The sequence below is a fragment of the Actinocorallia aurantiaca genome (assembly GCF_039533685.1).
In the GTDB taxonomy this organism is placed as follows: domain Bacteria; phylum Actinomycetota; class Actinomycetes; order Streptosporangiales; family Streptosporangiaceae; genus Actinocorallia; species Actinocorallia aurantiaca.
Genome location: NZ_BAAATZ010000003.1, coordinates 188,849 through 203,162, shown reverse-complemented (window position 1 = coordinate 203,162; position 14,314 = coordinate 188,849). Strand labels below are relative to the sequence as shown.

General features: G+C 68.7%; 13 protein-coding genes. 3 read left to right on the top strand and 10 right to left on the bottom strand.

The window, feature by feature from the left end:
* Positions 1-98 precede the first annotated feature (98 nt).
* Complete coding sequence (locus ABD327_RS04045; RefSeq protein ID WP_344448755.1) at positions 99-1,523, bottom strand: alpha/beta hydrolase; 1,425 nt, start codon at positions 1,521-1,523, stop codon at positions 99-101.
* 522 nt (positions 1,524-2,045) lie between these two features.
* Between ABD327_RS04045 and ABD327_RS04040 the strand changes: the two genes are divergently transcribed.
* Entirely contained in the window at positions 2,046-2,318 is a 273-nt protein-coding gene (locus tag ABD327_RS04040) for a WXG100 family type VII secretion target (RefSeq protein WP_344447966.1), read from the top strand.
* 138 nt (positions 2,319-2,456) lie between these two features.
* Here the strand turns inward: ABD327_RS04040 and folE are convergent, their stop codons facing one another.
* The 6 genes from folE to dacB form a co-directional block, all read right to left on the bottom strand.
* Positions 2,457-3,041, bottom strand: a complete 585-nt coding sequence (gene folE / locus ABD327_RS04035; protein WP_344448754.1) for a GTP cyclohydrolase I FolE — start codon at positions 3,039-3,041, stop codon at positions 2,457-2,459.
* Positions 3,042-3,064: 23 nt separating this feature from the next.
* The gene (gene ftsH / locus ABD327_RS04030) at positions 3,065-5,029 is read right to left on the bottom strand and encodes an ATP-dependent zinc metalloprotease FtsH (protein WP_344448753.1); all 1,965 of its coding nucleotides are present in this window, start codon (positions 5,027-5,029) and stop codon (positions 3,065-3,067) included.
* 151 nt (positions 5,030-5,180) lie between these two features.
* On the bottom strand, positions 5,181-5,735 hold the full coding sequence (gene hpt, locus ABD327_RS04025; protein WP_344448752.1) for a hypoxanthine phosphoribosyltransferase: 555 nt from the start codon (positions 5,733-5,735) through the stop codon (positions 5,181-5,183).
* Between the two features lie 18 nt (positions 5,736-5,753).
* Positions 5,754-6,746 (bottom strand): tRNA lysidine(34) synthetase TilS, encoded by a 993-nt coding sequence (gene tilS, locus ABD327_RS04020; RefSeq protein WP_344448751.1) that lies wholly within the window; start codon positions 6,744-6,746, stop codon positions 5,754-5,756.
* An 86-nt stretch (positions 6,747-6,832) separates the two neighbouring features.
* On the bottom strand, positions 6,833-7,951 hold the full coding sequence (locus ABD327_RS04015; protein WP_344449071.1) for a zinc-dependent metalloprotease: 1,119 nt from the start codon (positions 7,949-7,951) through the stop codon (positions 6,833-6,835).
* A gap of 200 nt (positions 7,952-8,151) precedes the next feature.
* Positions 8,152-9,426: a D-alanyl-D-alanine carboxypeptidase/D-alanyl-D-alanine endopeptidase gene (dacB, locus tag ABD327_RS04010; protein ID WP_344448750.1), complete on the bottom strand. Its 1,275-nt coding sequence runs from the start codon at positions 9,424-9,426 to the stop codon at positions 8,152-8,154.
* Between the two features lie 200 nt (positions 9,427-9,626).
* Here dacB and ABD327_RS04005 point away from each other — a divergent pair, with 200 nt between their 5' ends.
* Positions 9,627-10,118, top strand: a complete 492-nt coding sequence (locus ABD327_RS04005) for an inorganic diphosphatase (protein WP_344448749.1) — start codon at positions 9,627-9,629, stop codon at positions 10,116-10,118.
* A 17-nt stretch (positions 10,119-10,135) separates the two neighbouring features.
* Here ABD327_RS04005 and ABD327_RS04000 read toward each other — a convergent pair whose 3' ends face one another.
* The 3 genes from ABD327_RS04000 to ABD327_RS03990 form a co-directional block, all read right to left on the bottom strand.
* Positions 10,136-11,596 (bottom strand): C40 family peptidase, encoded by a 1,461-nt coding sequence (locus ABD327_RS04000; protein WP_344448748.1) that lies wholly within the window; start codon positions 11,594-11,596, stop codon positions 10,136-10,138.
* A 116-nt stretch (positions 11,597-11,712) separates the two neighbouring features.
* Complete coding sequence (locus tag ABD327_RS03995; RefSeq protein WP_344448747.1) at positions 11,713-12,603, bottom strand: RNA polymerase sigma factor; 891 nt, start codon at positions 12,601-12,603, stop codon at positions 11,713-11,715.
* Positions 12,604-12,624: 21 nt separating this feature from the next.
* Entirely contained in the window at positions 12,625-13,452 is an 828-nt protein-coding gene (locus ABD327_RS03990; RefSeq protein ID WP_344448746.1) for an NERD domain-containing protein, read from the bottom strand.
* A 104-nt stretch (positions 13,453-13,556) separates the two neighbouring features.
* Between ABD327_RS03990 and ABD327_RS03985 the strand changes: the two genes are divergently transcribed.
* A complete protein-coding gene (locus ABD327_RS03985; protein WP_344448745.1) occupies positions 13,557-14,264 on the top strand; it encodes a MerR family transcriptional regulator in 708 nt (235 codons plus the stop codon).
* Positions 14,265-14,314: the final 50 nt, after the last annotated feature.

The following is a 14,314-nucleotide window of genomic DNA, read 5'->3' as shown; positions in this document are numbered from 1 at the left end:
CAATCCGGTACGGGAACACCCAGAGAAAAGCACCACGGACCCAAGCAGCAAAGCCAATCGTGCCATCTTCAACCGAGATGCCGACCTACTCCTCAAGATCAATCAGCCTTCAGAACCGGATCGTCCGTGGGAACAAAATTATCGTAGGTACGGGTCATGACTTTGACCTGGTTGTCCAAGCTCTTACTTCCTTCATTCCAGTAGTCGCTATGCCCTTGGGTATCGGTTTCGAGGACCTGTCCGCCGAACAGCGGGTCCGATGGCACCAGCGGCACGATGTTGGGCACAACCCCCCACCGCTTCTCCGGGTCCGGTCGTCCGTGCCCGATACGGCCGGCGTTGGGCACCGGGTCCCCTTCTGCCGCCTGCACCCAGACGTGCTCTGCTCCGATGCCGAGTTCTCCTGCTTTTCCAACATGCATTCCCGGGCTCCCCGCGACGACGATGTCGTCCACAGCGAGATCCCCTTGCCTGGCAGCCTCTCCCACGACAACCGAACCGTAGCTATGTCCAATTATCGTCAGATGTTTTTCCAACTCTTTCTGGCCAACACGGACACCATTGACGAATTTCTTCAACTTAGGCGCCCCTGCATCTGCGTACAGATTCCTCGGGGCGTCTGCGACGATTCCGTCAGGCGCGTCATATCCGAGCCACATGACCGTGGAGACCTCATTTTTCAGAGCATATTTCTGGCTCTGCTTCCACAAGCTCATGACCCTGTCGACATCACCTTCGATGTTGTCGAGCTGGGCCGTGGTGCCGGGGACGTAGATCCCGGTGTGGCGGGAGGTGTCGGGGTCGCCGATGGCGATGATGACGCGGCCGTCGGGGCCCTTGGTGGGGTCGGTGACGAAGCGGGGCATGGAGGCGGCGAAGGGGACCTCCTTGTCGTGCCGGTCCCAGGGGCCGGCGAGGGTGGAGGACAGGCCGAGGAGGTAGGCCTTCTGGCCGGTGTCCCGCTCCACGGAGGCGAGTTTGTCCGCCAGCCGTCCGAGCCGTCCCAGGTCGCGGATCTCGAAGGGCGTCAGCGTCCCGGGGCGCCGCTCCCGCAGCTCGCCGAGGCGGAGTTCGAGGCTGAACCGGTTGGCCTTGTCCCGCGCGACGGCCGGGACCCCGTCCGCCCATCCGATCAGTGCCGGGAAGGCCCGCAGGTAGAGGCGCCGCTGTTCCCGGGTGAGGTGTTCCCACCAGGCGCGCACGTCGGACGCCTCGCCCCGCGGCATGTCCGCCGGATCCACACCGGCCTCGATGAGCCGCGCGTACAGCCGTCGGTCGGCGGCCTTCACCGCCCGCATCATCGTGAGCGAGACGACCATCCACGCCACGCGCTCGATCCCGGCGCCCTCGCGTGCGAGGAGTTCGCGCCGGCGCCTGAGGTCCGGGATCTCCCCCAGCAGGTCCGTGCCGAGCGCTTCGACCCGGTTCCCCGGCCCGCCTCCGGCGCCGATCCCGACCAGGAGACCCCACAGTTCCCGCCCGGCCTCCTGCCAGGTCCGGGCCATCCGCCCCAGCTCGATCATCAGGTCGCTCAGCCCGTCGGGGCTTCCTTCCCCGACTCCGGGTTCTCCCGCGGGCGGGCGCCCCAGCCCCGGGAAGGCGAAGGGCGCCACCCGTACGGGCGGGAACGTGGCCCTGCCCACCGTCTCGACCCGACCCGAGGCGTCCTCGAAGGCGCGTCCCACTTCGAGATGCCTTCCCGCCACCCGGTGGAACAGGGCCACCGAGGCGGGTCCCACCAGCACCCCGGCCTCCAGCAGCCGCTGGACCCTCGTCCCCGCTCGCCGGGCCGTCTCGGCCAGTTCCCCGACCCGGTTCCCCGCCCACCGCACCTGTTCAGGCGTCACCACACCGCTCCCCCGACGGCACCCGGACACCTTTCGTGACACAGCGTGCCGAAGCAATTGTGGGCAGTGACGAGGCTCTCCGCCACCTCTTACGCCCCGTGCCGCTTTATCCACAACAACTGGTGAAGTCGCTGCGCGAGGAGGCGGGGCGACCTACCGTGACAGGTGAAGCACGTTCCCCCACTGAGAGGACGACCCATGGGTGCGGATCGCAGAGGCGGCAACATCGCCCAGATGGAAGAACTCGCCCGCCTGTTCTCCCGGCACTCCAAGAACCTCGACGCCCTGATCAAGGACCTCAACGGCCGCACCGTCGGCTCCGCCGAGATCTGGTGGGGCCCCGGAGCCGACCGCTTCCGCGCCGCCTGGGCCGAGGCCAAGTCCGCCTTCGACAAGATGGCCGTCGCCCTCGAAGAGGGCTCCGCCGACGTCCGCCGCTCCCAGCAGAACATCGAGTCCGCCACCCGCTGACCCCCGCCCCGGCGGGCCCGACGGGTCCGCCCCACCGTCCCGCCGGGGCCGAAGGCCGCTCAGCGATGCCCGGAAAGACGAAGACCGCCCCGGATGTACCGGGACGGTCCGTCGGTCGGGTGAGCGGAGGGCTCGGAATCAGTGGCGGCCGAGGATGAGGCTCATGGCCTCGCTGCGGGTCTCGGCGTGAGTGCGGAAGTCGCCTCGGACTGCGGAGGTGACGGTCTTGGCCCCGGGCTTGCGGACGCCGCGCATGGTCATGCAGAGGTGTTCGGCCTCGATGACGACGATGACGCCGCGGGGCTTGAGGGATTCCATCAGGGCGTCGGCGACCTGGCTGGTCAGCCGCTCCTGGACCTGGGGGCGGCGGGAGTAGACGTCGACGAGGCGGGCGAGCTTCGACAGGCCGGTGATCTGGCCGTTGTCGCCGGGGGTGTAGCCGACGTGCGCGACCCCGTGGAAGGGCACCAGGTGGTGCTCGCAGGTCGAGTACAGCTCGATGTCCCTGACCAGGACCATCTCGTCGTGGTCGGCCTCGAAGACCGTGGTCAGGACGTCCTCGGGACCCATCGCGAGGCCCGCGAACTGCTCCGCGTAGGCGCGGGCGACGCGGGACGGCGTGTCCCGGAGCCCGTCACGGTCGGGATCCTCACCGATGGCGTACAGGATCTCCCGTACGGCCTTCTCGATCCGTCCGTGATCGAACTCCGGGGCAGCACTCATAACGGACACTCTACGCGGATCCGCTAGTTGTCCGATTCGCCGGTAGGCAGTTCCACCGCCGTGGCATCCGCGGGAGCGGTCAGCGACAGTTCCTTGGGCGTCATGACCGGAGGCCGGTCGGACGGAAGGCGCTTGCCGTAACCGGTGTAGGACTTCTGGTGCGGGCGCTTGCGGATCGGAGCGAAGATCTGCAGGACCTGGTCCTTGCTCAGCGTCTCCTTCTCCATCAGCTCCAGCACCAGGTGGTCCAGCACGTCCCGGTACTCGGTGAGGATCTCCCAGGCGACGTCGTGGGAGCTCTCGATCAGGCGGCGCACCTCGTCGTCGATCGCCGAGGCGATGTCCTCGGAGTAGTCCCGCTCGTGCCCCATGTCGCGGCCGAGGAAGACCTCGCCCTGGCCGCCGCCGAACTTGCGGGCGCCGAGCCGTTCGCTCATGCCGTACTCGGTGACCATGTTGCGGGCGATCGCCGTGGCCTTCTCGATGTCGTTGGAGGCGCCCGTGGTGGGCTCGTGGAACACGAGCTCCTCCGCCGTCCGGCCGCCGAGCAGCATGGCGAGCTGGTCGTTCATCTCCGAACGGGTGGTGAGGAACTTGTCCTCCATCGGCAGGGTCATCGTGTAACCGAGGGCCCGGCCGCGCGGCAGGATCGTCACCTTGTGCACCGGGTCCGCGTTCGGCAGCGCGTGCGCCACCAGGGCGTGGCCGCCCTCGTGGTAGGCGATGATCTTCTTCTCCGCGTCCGACATGACCCGGGTCTTGCGCTCCGGGCCGGCCATCACGCGGTCGATGGACTCCTCGAGGGTCTCCATGTCGATCAGCTTGCGATCGAACCGGGCGGTCAGCAGCGCCGCCTCGTTGATGACGTTCGCGAGGTCCGCGCCGGTGAACCCGGGGGTGCGGCGCGCGATGATGTCGAGGTCGACGTCGGGCGCGAACGGCTTGCCCTTGCCGTGGACGCGCAGGATCCCCTTGCGGCCCTCGAGGTCGGGACGGTCCACGGTCACCTGGCGGTCGAACCGGCCGGGACGCAGCAGCGCCGGGTCCAGGATGTCGGGCCGGTTGGTGGCGGCGATGAGGATGACGCCGGCCTTGGCGTCGAAGCCGTCCATCTCGACCAGCAGCTGGTTGAGGGTCTGCTCGCGCTCGTCGTGGCCGCCACCCAGGCCGGCGCCGCGGTGGCGGCCGACCGCGTCGATCTCGTCGATGAAGATGATCGACGGGGCGTTCGCCTTGGCCTGCTCGAACAGGTCGCGGACCCGGGAGGCGCCCACGCCGACGAACATCTCGACGAAGTCGGAGCCGGAGATCGAGTAGAACGGCACCCCGGCCTCGCCCGCGACGGCCCGCGCCAGCAGCGTCTTACCGGTGCCGGGAGGGCCGAAGAGCAGCACGCCCTTGGGGATCTTGGCGCCGATGGCCTGGAACTTGGCGGGGTTCTGCAGGAAGTCGCGGATCTCCTTGAGCTCCTCGATCGCCTCCTCGGCGCCCGCGACGTCGGAGAAGGTGGTCTTCGGGGTGTCCTTGGTGATGAGCTTGGCCTTGGACTTGCCGAAGTTCATCACCCGAGAGCCGCCGCCCTGCATCTGGTTCATGATGAACAGGAAGATCAGGATGATGATGATCATCGGCAGGAGGCTGAACATCAGGCTCAGGAAGACGCTCTGCTTGGGAACGTCGACCTTGTAGGACTGGGTCTTACCGGCCTGGATCTGCTGCTGCAACTGCTCCTGCAGCTTGATCCCCTGGCCGCCGACCCAGCTCGCCTGCTGGTGCTTGCCGTCCTGGGTGGTGATCTGGATGACCTGGTCCTTGTCGACGATCTTCGCCGACTTCACCTGGCCGTTCTGAATGGCGGAGACCACTGTGGAGGTGTCGACCTTCTCGTACGTCTGGCCGGGGTTGACACCCCACATGACGAGGGCGACCAGGACACCGAAGAGGAGGACCCACAGCAGTGGTCCGCGGAAGTAGCGCTTCACGTCCATATGTGCGGCGCCCCCGGACGGGGCCCGTCCCTCCTGACCAACGTCTGCGGAAAGCTAACTACTGAAGGTACACCGGACGAAGCGAAGCATGCAGCCAGCGATCTCCCCAGCGTCTTACCAACGAACGGCTGGCCCGGGTTGTTCCCCGAGTTCAGTTGCTGTACACGTGCGGGGCAAGCGTCCCGACAAAGGGGAGATTGCGGTACTTCTCTGAATAATCCAGCCCATAACCCACGACGAACTCGTTCGGGATGTCGAAGCCGATGTACTTCACATCGATCTCGGTCTTGACCGCCTCCGGCTTGCGCATGATCGCGCAGACCTCGAGGCTGGCCGGCTGCCGCGTGCGGAGGTTGTCGATCAGCCACGAGAGCGTGAGGCCGGAGTCGACGATGTCCTCGACGATGAGCACGTGCCTGCCCGAGATGTCGGCGTCGAGGTCCTTGAGGATGCGGACCACGCCCGAGGACTTGGTACCCGAGCCGTAGGACGACACCGCCATGAAGTCGAGCGAGACATGGCTCTGCAGCGCCCTGGACAGGTCGGCCATCACCATGACCGCGCCCTTGAGAACGGCGACCAGCAGCAGGTCCTTGTTCGCGTAGTCGGTGTCGATCTGACCCGCCAGCTCCCGGATCTTCGCCTGGAGCTCCTCCTCCGTGATCAGTACCTTGGCCAGGTCGTTGCCCAGGTCCTTCTCGTCCACCCCTACGCCCTTCGTCGTTCATTCCCCCGGCCCTGCCACTCCGGCGGGTCCGAAATGCAGCTTGCCATACCGCCGGATCGCCCTGACGCGCCCGGGCAGGTCGACACCGCGCTGCCCGTGCCAGTCCGTGACCAGCCTGTCCACGGCCGCCACATGCACCGCCGCGAGCGTCCCCGCCGGGCTTCCGGCCGCCACGGCGGCCCGTCGCAGCACTCGAGAACGCACGGCCTGGGGCAGTTCCTCCAACACCCGCACGTCCAGCGAGTGTTCCAAATCACTCGCTTTCTCCAGTGCCCGGACCGCCCATCCGTCAAGTGCGTCGGCGTCCTCCCGCAGCTGTGAGGCCGTCCGGGCCAGCGCCTCGGCTACGCCCGGGCCCAGCTCTCTCTCCAGCAGGGGCAGCACCGTCCGCCGGACGCGCACCCGCGCGTAAGCCGGGTCCTCGTTGTGCGGGTCGTCCCAGGGGGCGAGTCCCATCGCCAGGCATGCCCGCCGCACCTCGGCTCGGGTGAGCCCCAGGAAGGGCCTGCGGTAGCGCTCTCCGGACCGCGCCATTCCCGCCAGCGACCGCGCCCCGGAACCGCGCGCGAGTCTCAGCAGGACCGTCTCGGCCTGATCGTCGAGGGTGTGTCCCACCAGCACCACCCGGGCCCCGAGCCGCTCCGCCGCCTCGTTCAGGGCCGCGTAGCGCGCTTCACGCGCGGCGGCCTCAGGTCCTCCATGCCGCCCCACCGATACCGCGACGGACTCCACCGGATCGAGCCCGAGGCCCCGCAGCAGCCCGGCGACCTCCTCGGCCCGTTCCGCGGACCCCCGCTGAAGACCGTGGTCGACCGTGACTCCCCCCGCGCGCAGTCCCGTCCGGGCGGCCACGAAGGACAGCGCTCCCGCCAGGGCGAGCGAATCGGCTCCCCCGCTGCACGCCACGAGTACCAGCGCGCCCGGCGCCAGGTCGGCCAGCGACGCCCGTACCGCCGAACGCGCGCCGGCGACAGCAGGATCCGGCCCCAACCCCAGCCTCCGTCCTCCCGGCGGACGCGCCGCCGAACCGGTCAGGCCTTCAGGGTGTCACGAACGCGCGCCGGACGGTCCGCGGCTCATGACTCGGTGCCGTTGGGCTTCTCCAGGGACAGCACCTCGCCGTTCAGCGAGGGAAGGCCCACCCGCCTGATCCACAGGGACGGGTCGCTGATCTCGGCCATCGTCGGCAGCGTCTCGGGCGACGTCCACACCCTGTTGAAGCCGGCCATGCCGATCTCGGTGTGCACCCTGCGGACGAAACGCGAGCCCTCGGCGTACTGCTTCATCTTCAGGTCGATGCCGAGCAGGCGCCGCATCGTCTTGTCCACCTTGGACCCGCCGCCGCGCCGCGAGCTGAACTTGGCGCGGATCTGCGCGACGGACGGCACGACCTCGGGGCCGACCGCGTCCATGACGAAGTCGCCGTGGCCCTCCACCAGGGTCATCACCGCGGTGAGCCGGTTCAGGATCTCGCGCTGCGCGGGCGTCTGGATCGCGTCGATCAGGCTGGACTCGCCGCCTCGCACGGCGTCGGCCACCGCCTCGGCGGCGTCCTTGATCCGGTCGAACAGCTCGGTCGGGCTGATGTCGGAGGCGAGCAGGAACTGTGTCATCTGCTCCTGGACGTAGGCCCTCAGCCAGGGGACGGCGGTGAACTGGGCGCGGTGCGTCTCCTCGTGCAGGCACACCCACAGCCGGAAGTCCCTCTGGTCCACGGAGAGCTCCTGCTCGACGTGGACGATGTTGGGCGCGACCAGCGTCAGCCGTCCCGTGGGAGCGTCGCCGGACGGGTCCGGCGGCAGGAACAGCTCGTACTGGCCCAGCACGCGGCTGGCCATGTACGCGAGGATCGCCCCCATCTGCATGCCCGTGACGCGGGGCCCGACGATGTCGGCCGCGATCCCCACAGGGCCCGTCGGCACCGTACGACGCTGTGAGAGCTGGTCGACGAGCGGCTCCAGCACCACCCGGAAGCCCTCGACGTTCGCCTTGATCCAGCCCGGACGGTCCACCACGGTGGCCGGCTGCGTGGAAGGCGGCACGTCCATGCGGGTGAACTCCCGCACGTGCCCCTCCGCCATGGCCGACAGCTCTCGGAGTTCCATCACGACGGCCCGTGCCTCATGCGGGGAGACCTGCGGGCCGGGACGTACCAGGCGGGCACCGGTCTGAACCGCGGTACCCCAGTCGATCATGCCGCTCACGCCTGCTCCCCTCACCGCGACTCCGGATCCCGGACGGGCCTGACTCGCGTCATCACCTCGGCGTAGGGACTAACGCCTCACTGCCTTGAGGCGTTCCCCGAAACCCCTCTGCCAACCTGGACGGCCAGCCCCAAATGGACATATCCCCCACCTCATCGGGGCTGCGGAGGACCGCTTCCGCGACGGTCCGTTCAGCAGTCGCAGGTGGCGACCGCGGTGGCGAGCCTGTCGAGAACGGCGCGGGCCGCTCCCAGGTCCTCCACCCCGTTCGCCATGAAGGCGAAGGTGAGCAGACGCCCGTTCTTGTGCATGATGACGCCCGCCAGCGTCGCGACGTGGTTGAGGGTGCCCGTCTTCGCACGGACGACTCCGGCACCGGGCGTGCCGAGGAAACGGGCCGCGAGGGTGCCGCTGAAACCGGCCACGGGCATGCCGGTGATGACGGTGCGCAGCTCCGCCCGATCGCCCAGGGCGTTCATGGAGATCATCTTGGCGAGCCCGAGCGGGGTGATGCGGTTGAGAGGCGACAGGCCGCTGCCGTCCCGCGTGTCGACGCCCTGGGCGACCCCCAGCGACTGCAGGACTCCCCGCACCGCCTGCGCGGCCCCGTCGAAGCTGGCGGGCAGCCCCTTCTTCAGGGCCACCTGCCGGGCCAGGGCCTCGGAGACGTCGTTGTCGCTGCAGTCCATGAGGTGCTCGACCAGCGCGGAGACCGGCGGCGACTGGACGTCCGCGACCTTCTGACCGCCCTCCCCGGAGCCGGGACGGCCGACCGCGGCCTTCACGCCGTAGCGCTTCAGCCACTGGACGAACACCTGCGTGGCGTGCTTCGGCCCGTCCTCGACGGGCGCGAGAGTGCCCTCGCACGGGTTGGGGGCCACCCTGCCGTTGTCGACCATCAGTGCCGAGACCGGGGCGACGCTCCCCTCGGTGAAGTAGGTCGGCTTCCAGCCCGGACCCAGCGACGAGCCGGAGTAGAGGGACGCGTCGTAGTCGACGGTGATCCGGGTCGTCCCGTTCGCCTTGAGCGCCTCGGCCGTCTCGCGGGCCAGGTCCGCGACGGAGGCGGGCTCGGGGTAGCTCTTCGGATCGTCCTGGGACGACAGCGTCGGGTCGCCCCCGCCGACCAGCACCAGCCGTCCGTCCTTGGAGACCACCCGGGTGGTCATCCGCGCCGACGGGTCGAGCGCGGCGAGCACCGCCGTCGAAGTAACGATCTTGGTGGTCGAGGCGGGCACCGCCGCCTGGCCGGACCTGGCGTCGAACAGGCTCTGCCGGGTCGCGCCGTCCAGCACCACCCCGATGATCCGGCCGTCCGGATCGAGTTTCGCGAGTTTCGCGGCCAGCTGTGCTCCGGAGACCCGCGTATCGGCGATACCCTGCGTGGTCTTGTCGGGAACTACGATCTCCCTGTGGGCCACCGAGGCCGGCCGAGGAGAGAGCTCCCGCTCGGGTGTGATTTTCACCACACCAGCGCCCGCACCCACGGTGAAGACTTGGAGCAGGAAGAGAGTGACCACGGCCACAGGCCTGTCGACGGCCGCCACGTCATGCCCCTTCCCCGTCCAGAACTATCACTGGAGTGCGACATCCTTGTATACACACAACACCCCATGAGCCACGCATCAAACGCGGCAGCTTCGGAAACTGGTAAGCGGAGGACACAGTGGAATTCGACGTGACTATCGAGATCCCCAAGGGATCTCGTAACAAGTACGAAGTGGACCACGAGACGGGCCGTATCCGTCTCGATCGTCTGCTGTTCACCTCCACCCAGTACCCCACCGACTACGGTTTCGTGGAGAACACCCTCGGCGAGGACGGCGACCCGCTGGACGCCCTGGTCCTGCTGCAGGAGCCGACCTTCCCCGGCTGCCTCATCCTGTGCCGCACGGTCGGCATGTTCCGGATGACCGACGAGGCGGGCGGCGACGACAAGCTGCTGTGCGTGCCGGCCACCGACCCGCGCTTCGAGCACGTGCGGGACATCCACCACGTGGCCGAGTTCGACCGGCTGGAGATCCAGCACTTCTTCGAGGTCTACAAGGACCTCGAGCCCGGGAAGTCCGTCGAGGGCGCCAACTGGGTGGGCCGTGTCGAGGCCGAGGAGGAGATCCTCCGCTCCCGCAAGCGCCTCCAGGACCAGGGCGGTCACTGAGCCGGACCGGAGCTCCGCTAGGCGGGCCGGACCGCTCCGATGAGGCCCTTGCGCCAAATGGAGGAGATCCGGACCCGCGCCCCGGTGTAAGGCGCCTCCACCATCCGGCCGCGGCCAATGAAGATCCCGACATGATGGATCGTGTCGGGATCTTTAATGTTCCTGGCGAAGAAGACCAGGTCGCCCGGGCTGGCCATGCTGATCGGGATGCGCGGTCCGGAGTTCCACTGCAGACCGGTGTAGTGGCCGAGCTTCACTCCGGCCTGCCCCCAGGCGTAGAGGGCGAGACCCGAGCAGTCGAAACCGCGCGTCCTCGCGCCTCGGCCGATGCCGTAACTGGGGCCCGAGGCGTTGCCGCCGCCCCAGGAGTAGGGCGTGCCGATCCACTTGAGGGCGGACTGGACGACCAGCCTGCCGCGGGCCGCGCCTCGCGCGAACCGGCGGTTCTTGCCCTTCGCCTTGCTGACGACCGCGCGGGCGGACCCCGCGTCCCGAGCACTCGCACGCCTGTCCGCCAGAAAGACGACGTCGTTCTCCGCGAGCAGGCGCTTCCTCAGCGTGCGGAGCCGGGTGACCGCGGACTCCTGCTCCTCGTACGCCGCGTCGGCCTTCGTCTTGGCCTTCCGGGCGGCGGCGAACTCCTCCTTCTGACGCTCGTACGTCCGGCGTGCCTCCGCGCGGAGTGAGAGAGCCTTCGTGTGCGCCGTCCTCAGCTCCTCGAAGCGCGTGGCCCGATTCCGGGAGACGCCCGTCACCCGGGTGTTCGCGGTCTCGGACCGGGTGTCCTCCGCGCCTTCCGTCCCGTCCTTCTCAGCCTCGGCCGTCTCGGTCTTCTCGGACTCCTCGGCAACGTCCGAGGCCTCCGCCTTCGCGTCCTCCGCGGTCTTCATCGCGTCCGCGAAGTACGTGGCGTACTTCTTGTAGTCGGGGTACTCGGCGGCCTGGGAGGCCCCGCCTTCCGCGGAGTCCTCCCGCTTACTGTGCTCGCCGTCATCGGTCTCCGACTCCGCGGCCTGCACTTCATCACTCTGCGTGTCCTCGGCGTGTATGTTCTCCGGCTGCGGGCCGCCATCCTGTACGTTCTGCCGTACGGACTCCGCTCGCGAGGGCTCCACGCCGCGGGAGGGCTCCGCCCGCGCGGCCTCGTCCCGGACGTTCTCGTACTTCGCGGCGGCCGTCCGCGCCTGCTGCCGGGCCTCCACGAACGCCTTGCGCGTCCGTTTCAGCGCCGCTGCCTCTTCGGCGTATCGTTTCTGCGCCTGCTCGGCGCGTTCCCCGAGCTCCGCCAACTCGGCCTTCGCCCGTTTGAGCCGGCTCGTGACCTGTTCCGTTCGCTGCCCTTTCTCACGGACGGTATGTCTGCTCTCGGCCAGATCCTTGGTGCTGGAAGGCTCCGGCGGAGCGGCCAGCACGGGCGTCCCCACCGCGACGAGGGCTCCGGTCATGAGTACCACCAGGCTCCGGGTTGGCTGGGTCACGCTTTCCTCCTCCTGCCCGACATACCGACATGCCGAACATTTCAGGGTGATCACTGTACGTAATCAATCGCTCACCGAGAGGGTGTCTACCCGGAGACCAGCCGCGCTCACACCATTCAGGCGATCATGTTTCTGCTTGGTGGAACGTTTCTCAATACCCTCCTGAAAAACCCGGCGGAGACGGGCATATCGCAGGGACGTCGAGGAAATCCAGCGGCGGTGAACTCGGTGTTCCTGGTCGCGACGAAAAGCCGGTAACCCTGCAATTCGGGATCGGTAAAACAGTTCATCACTCGCACTCTTAGCGAGGCGGGTGGATGTGCGTAAGGCGACAATCCCAGAACCTTCGCCGGAGAAAACGTCCTTGACGGTGCATAGCTCTCGCAGAGCGCGCACTCACCGGCATGGGCCAGAAGCCTCGCCCTGACGCTGGGGTCGAGCTCCCCGGCCACCCGCTCGGCGAGGACGTCGCCGCGTCCGCGGCAGCCGTGCGGACCCAGCCGCGCCAGGATCTCCACGGTCAGGGCGAGCGCGAGGTCCTCCTCCGCGTTCTGGAGCAGCGTCTTGGCGCCCCTTCTGGAGAGCCCGAGGACGGAGGCCAGGCCCGGAAGGGACAGCTGGTGGCGCAACCGCAGCTCCAGTGCCTCGTGGGCCCGCCGGGACAGGGATCTCAGGGCCCGCCAGGCGATCATCCGCCGGTCGACGTCGTCCTGATCGTGCCGGGCGACCGCCAGATCGGGGCCGCCGTCCGTGAGCCCGGCGCGGTGCGAGCACTCGACCCCGGCTATCGCGTACAGCCAGGGCAGGACGTCCGCGGGATCGCGCAACCGCCCGATCTGGGCTTCCGCGACGATGAGCGTGTCGCGCAAGGCCGCCTGGGCGGCGTCCTGATGGAGCAGATGAAACCAGCAATACGCATAAAGCCTGGCGGCATAAGCGTCATAAACGGCGGCAGGCGCGCCCGGGTCCCGGGAACGCAGCGCCTCCACGAGCAGAACGTCTTCCATGAGCGAGGAACCTAGGGCTTTTCACTTCCGCCCTCCAGCGCCCCTTCGCCTTTGGTCTGACCCCTCTTCCCATAAGAATTCCCACTTCATCGGAGGAAAGAGACGTTCTGCCGCCACGGCGATCGTCGCCACCTGGGCGGTGGTGAAAATGACCGGATGCGACTTGATGAATCCTGGAATCATCCGACCTCGGAGGAAAGTGACGTCACCGTATTCGAAACCCTCTGAAGCCACCCGTCCCGACTGGACGGCGATGACCGGGACGACGTCCATCTCGCTGTCCAGCTCCTCCGAAAGGAACTCCGCGACGAGTTCCGCGGCCAGTGCCACCGTGGCCGTCTCCAGACCGGACGCGGGCTGCTCCCCCACCCACAGCTGCTCTTCGTCCGTCCAGACGCGTGCGCCGCGGCGCACGCTCCGGGTGACGACGGCGTAGACACCGGTCAGGCCGATGACCAGGTGGTCGAGATTGGTCGTCGGAAGCTGCGGGACCTCGCGGTCGTGCAGAACGCTGTAACCGCCTCCCAGGCGTCCCAGGTCGCGTCCGGTACGCCGCTCGGCACGGGCGCCGCGCCGCCAGTTGGTCTCCACTCCCGGCGCGAAGTAGCCGGACAGGTAGTGCGCGGCGGTCAGGACTCCCCCCACCGCCATGCCGAGACGCCAGTCGAGCAGGCCCGCGACCACCATTCCGCCGGCCGTTCCGAGCGCCGCCGAGACGGCGAGTCTTTCGGCCCGGAACGAGAGCCGCCGGTACCGGGCCCAGGCGGACGCCCCCGCCATACCCGCCTCGCTCCGCCGCACCGGCCTCACCCCCGCGCCCAGCGTGCTGCGCCCGGGCGTCGCATTCAAGGACTTCCGCCCGCCCCGCAGGTGTCGCAGAGGGCGAACCGCCCTCAATCCGATAGATCCGGCGCCGGTTGACACTGTAATGATGACAGTGTCACTATTGCAGCATGGACACCTGGACGATCTCCGAACTGGCCTCACGGGCGGCCGCCGCGCTGGCCGACCTCGAGGTGAACGGACGCGTCCAGGACGTCCCGAACGAACGCCTCATCCGCTGGTACACCACTCTCGGACTGCTCGACCCCCCTCTCCGCCGGGGACGCACGGCCCGTTACACCGCCCGCCACCTCCTCCAGCTGGTGGCGGTCAAGCGCCGCCAGGCCTCCGGCCGTTCCCTCGCCGAAATCCAGGCCGAACTCACCGGCGCCCCCGTCGAAGCCCTCCTCTCCGTCACCGGCCCCCTCCCCGGCGCCGACCGCCTCGCCCCGCCGCCCTCCGCGCCCCCGCGCCGCTTCTGGGCGGCGCCCTCCCCCGCGCTCGGATCGTCCGCCACGCCCTCCGCCGTCGGATCGCATGCCGACGCGGGCGAGGACGTCGGGCCGGTGGACGTGCGCTGGGCATCGGGTGAGGGAAGCGGGAGGGCCGAGACGGCTCCCGCGCGAAGCGACGGCGGGACGGGCCCCGCCGGGAGCACGGCGCTGCAGGGGATCCGGCTCGGACCGGGTGTGACGCTGCTGCTGGAGACCTCGGCGCTGAGCGCGGAGGACGTCGCCGCCCTCCGCTCGGCCGCCGCGCCGCTCCTGGACGAACTCATCGAACGAGAACTGCTGGCGAGGGCGTCCACGAGAGGGGAGGGCGAACCCCACCACCTGTAGCACGGCCTTCGGCGGTGAGGAGCGTCACCGCCGGGACACCCGCCGCGTCC

Bases quoted from the DNA above. Each gene is read 5' to 3' on its own strand.
- ABD327_RS03995 (WP_344448747.1), bottom strand. From the start codon at position 12,603: ATGGAAGACGTTCTGCTCGTGGAGGCGCTGCGTTCCCGGGACCCGGGC.
- ABD327_RS04015 (WP_344449071.1), bottom strand. From the start codon at position 7,951: ATGATCGACTGGGGTACCGCGGTTCAGACCGGTGCCCGCCTGGTACGT.
- ftsH (WP_344448753.1), bottom strand. From the start codon at position 5,029: ATGGACGTGAAGCGCTACTTCCGCGGACCACTGCTGTGGGTCCTCCTC.
- ABD327_RS03985 (WP_344448745.1), top strand. From the start codon at position 13,557: ATGGACACCTGGACGATCTCCGAACTGGCCTCACGGGCGGCCGCCGCG.
- ABD327_RS04040 (WP_344447966.1), top strand. From the start codon at position 2,046: ATGGGTGCGGATCGCAGAGGCGGCAACATCGCCCAGATGGAAGAACTC.
- ABD327_RS04045 (WP_344448755.1), bottom strand. From the start codon at position 1,523: ATGATCGAGCTGGGGCGGATGGCCCGGACCTGGCAGGAGGCCGGGCGG.
- folE (WP_344448754.1), bottom strand. From the start codon at position 3,041: ATGAGTGCTGCCCCGGAGTTCGATCACGGACGGATCGAGAAGGCCGTA.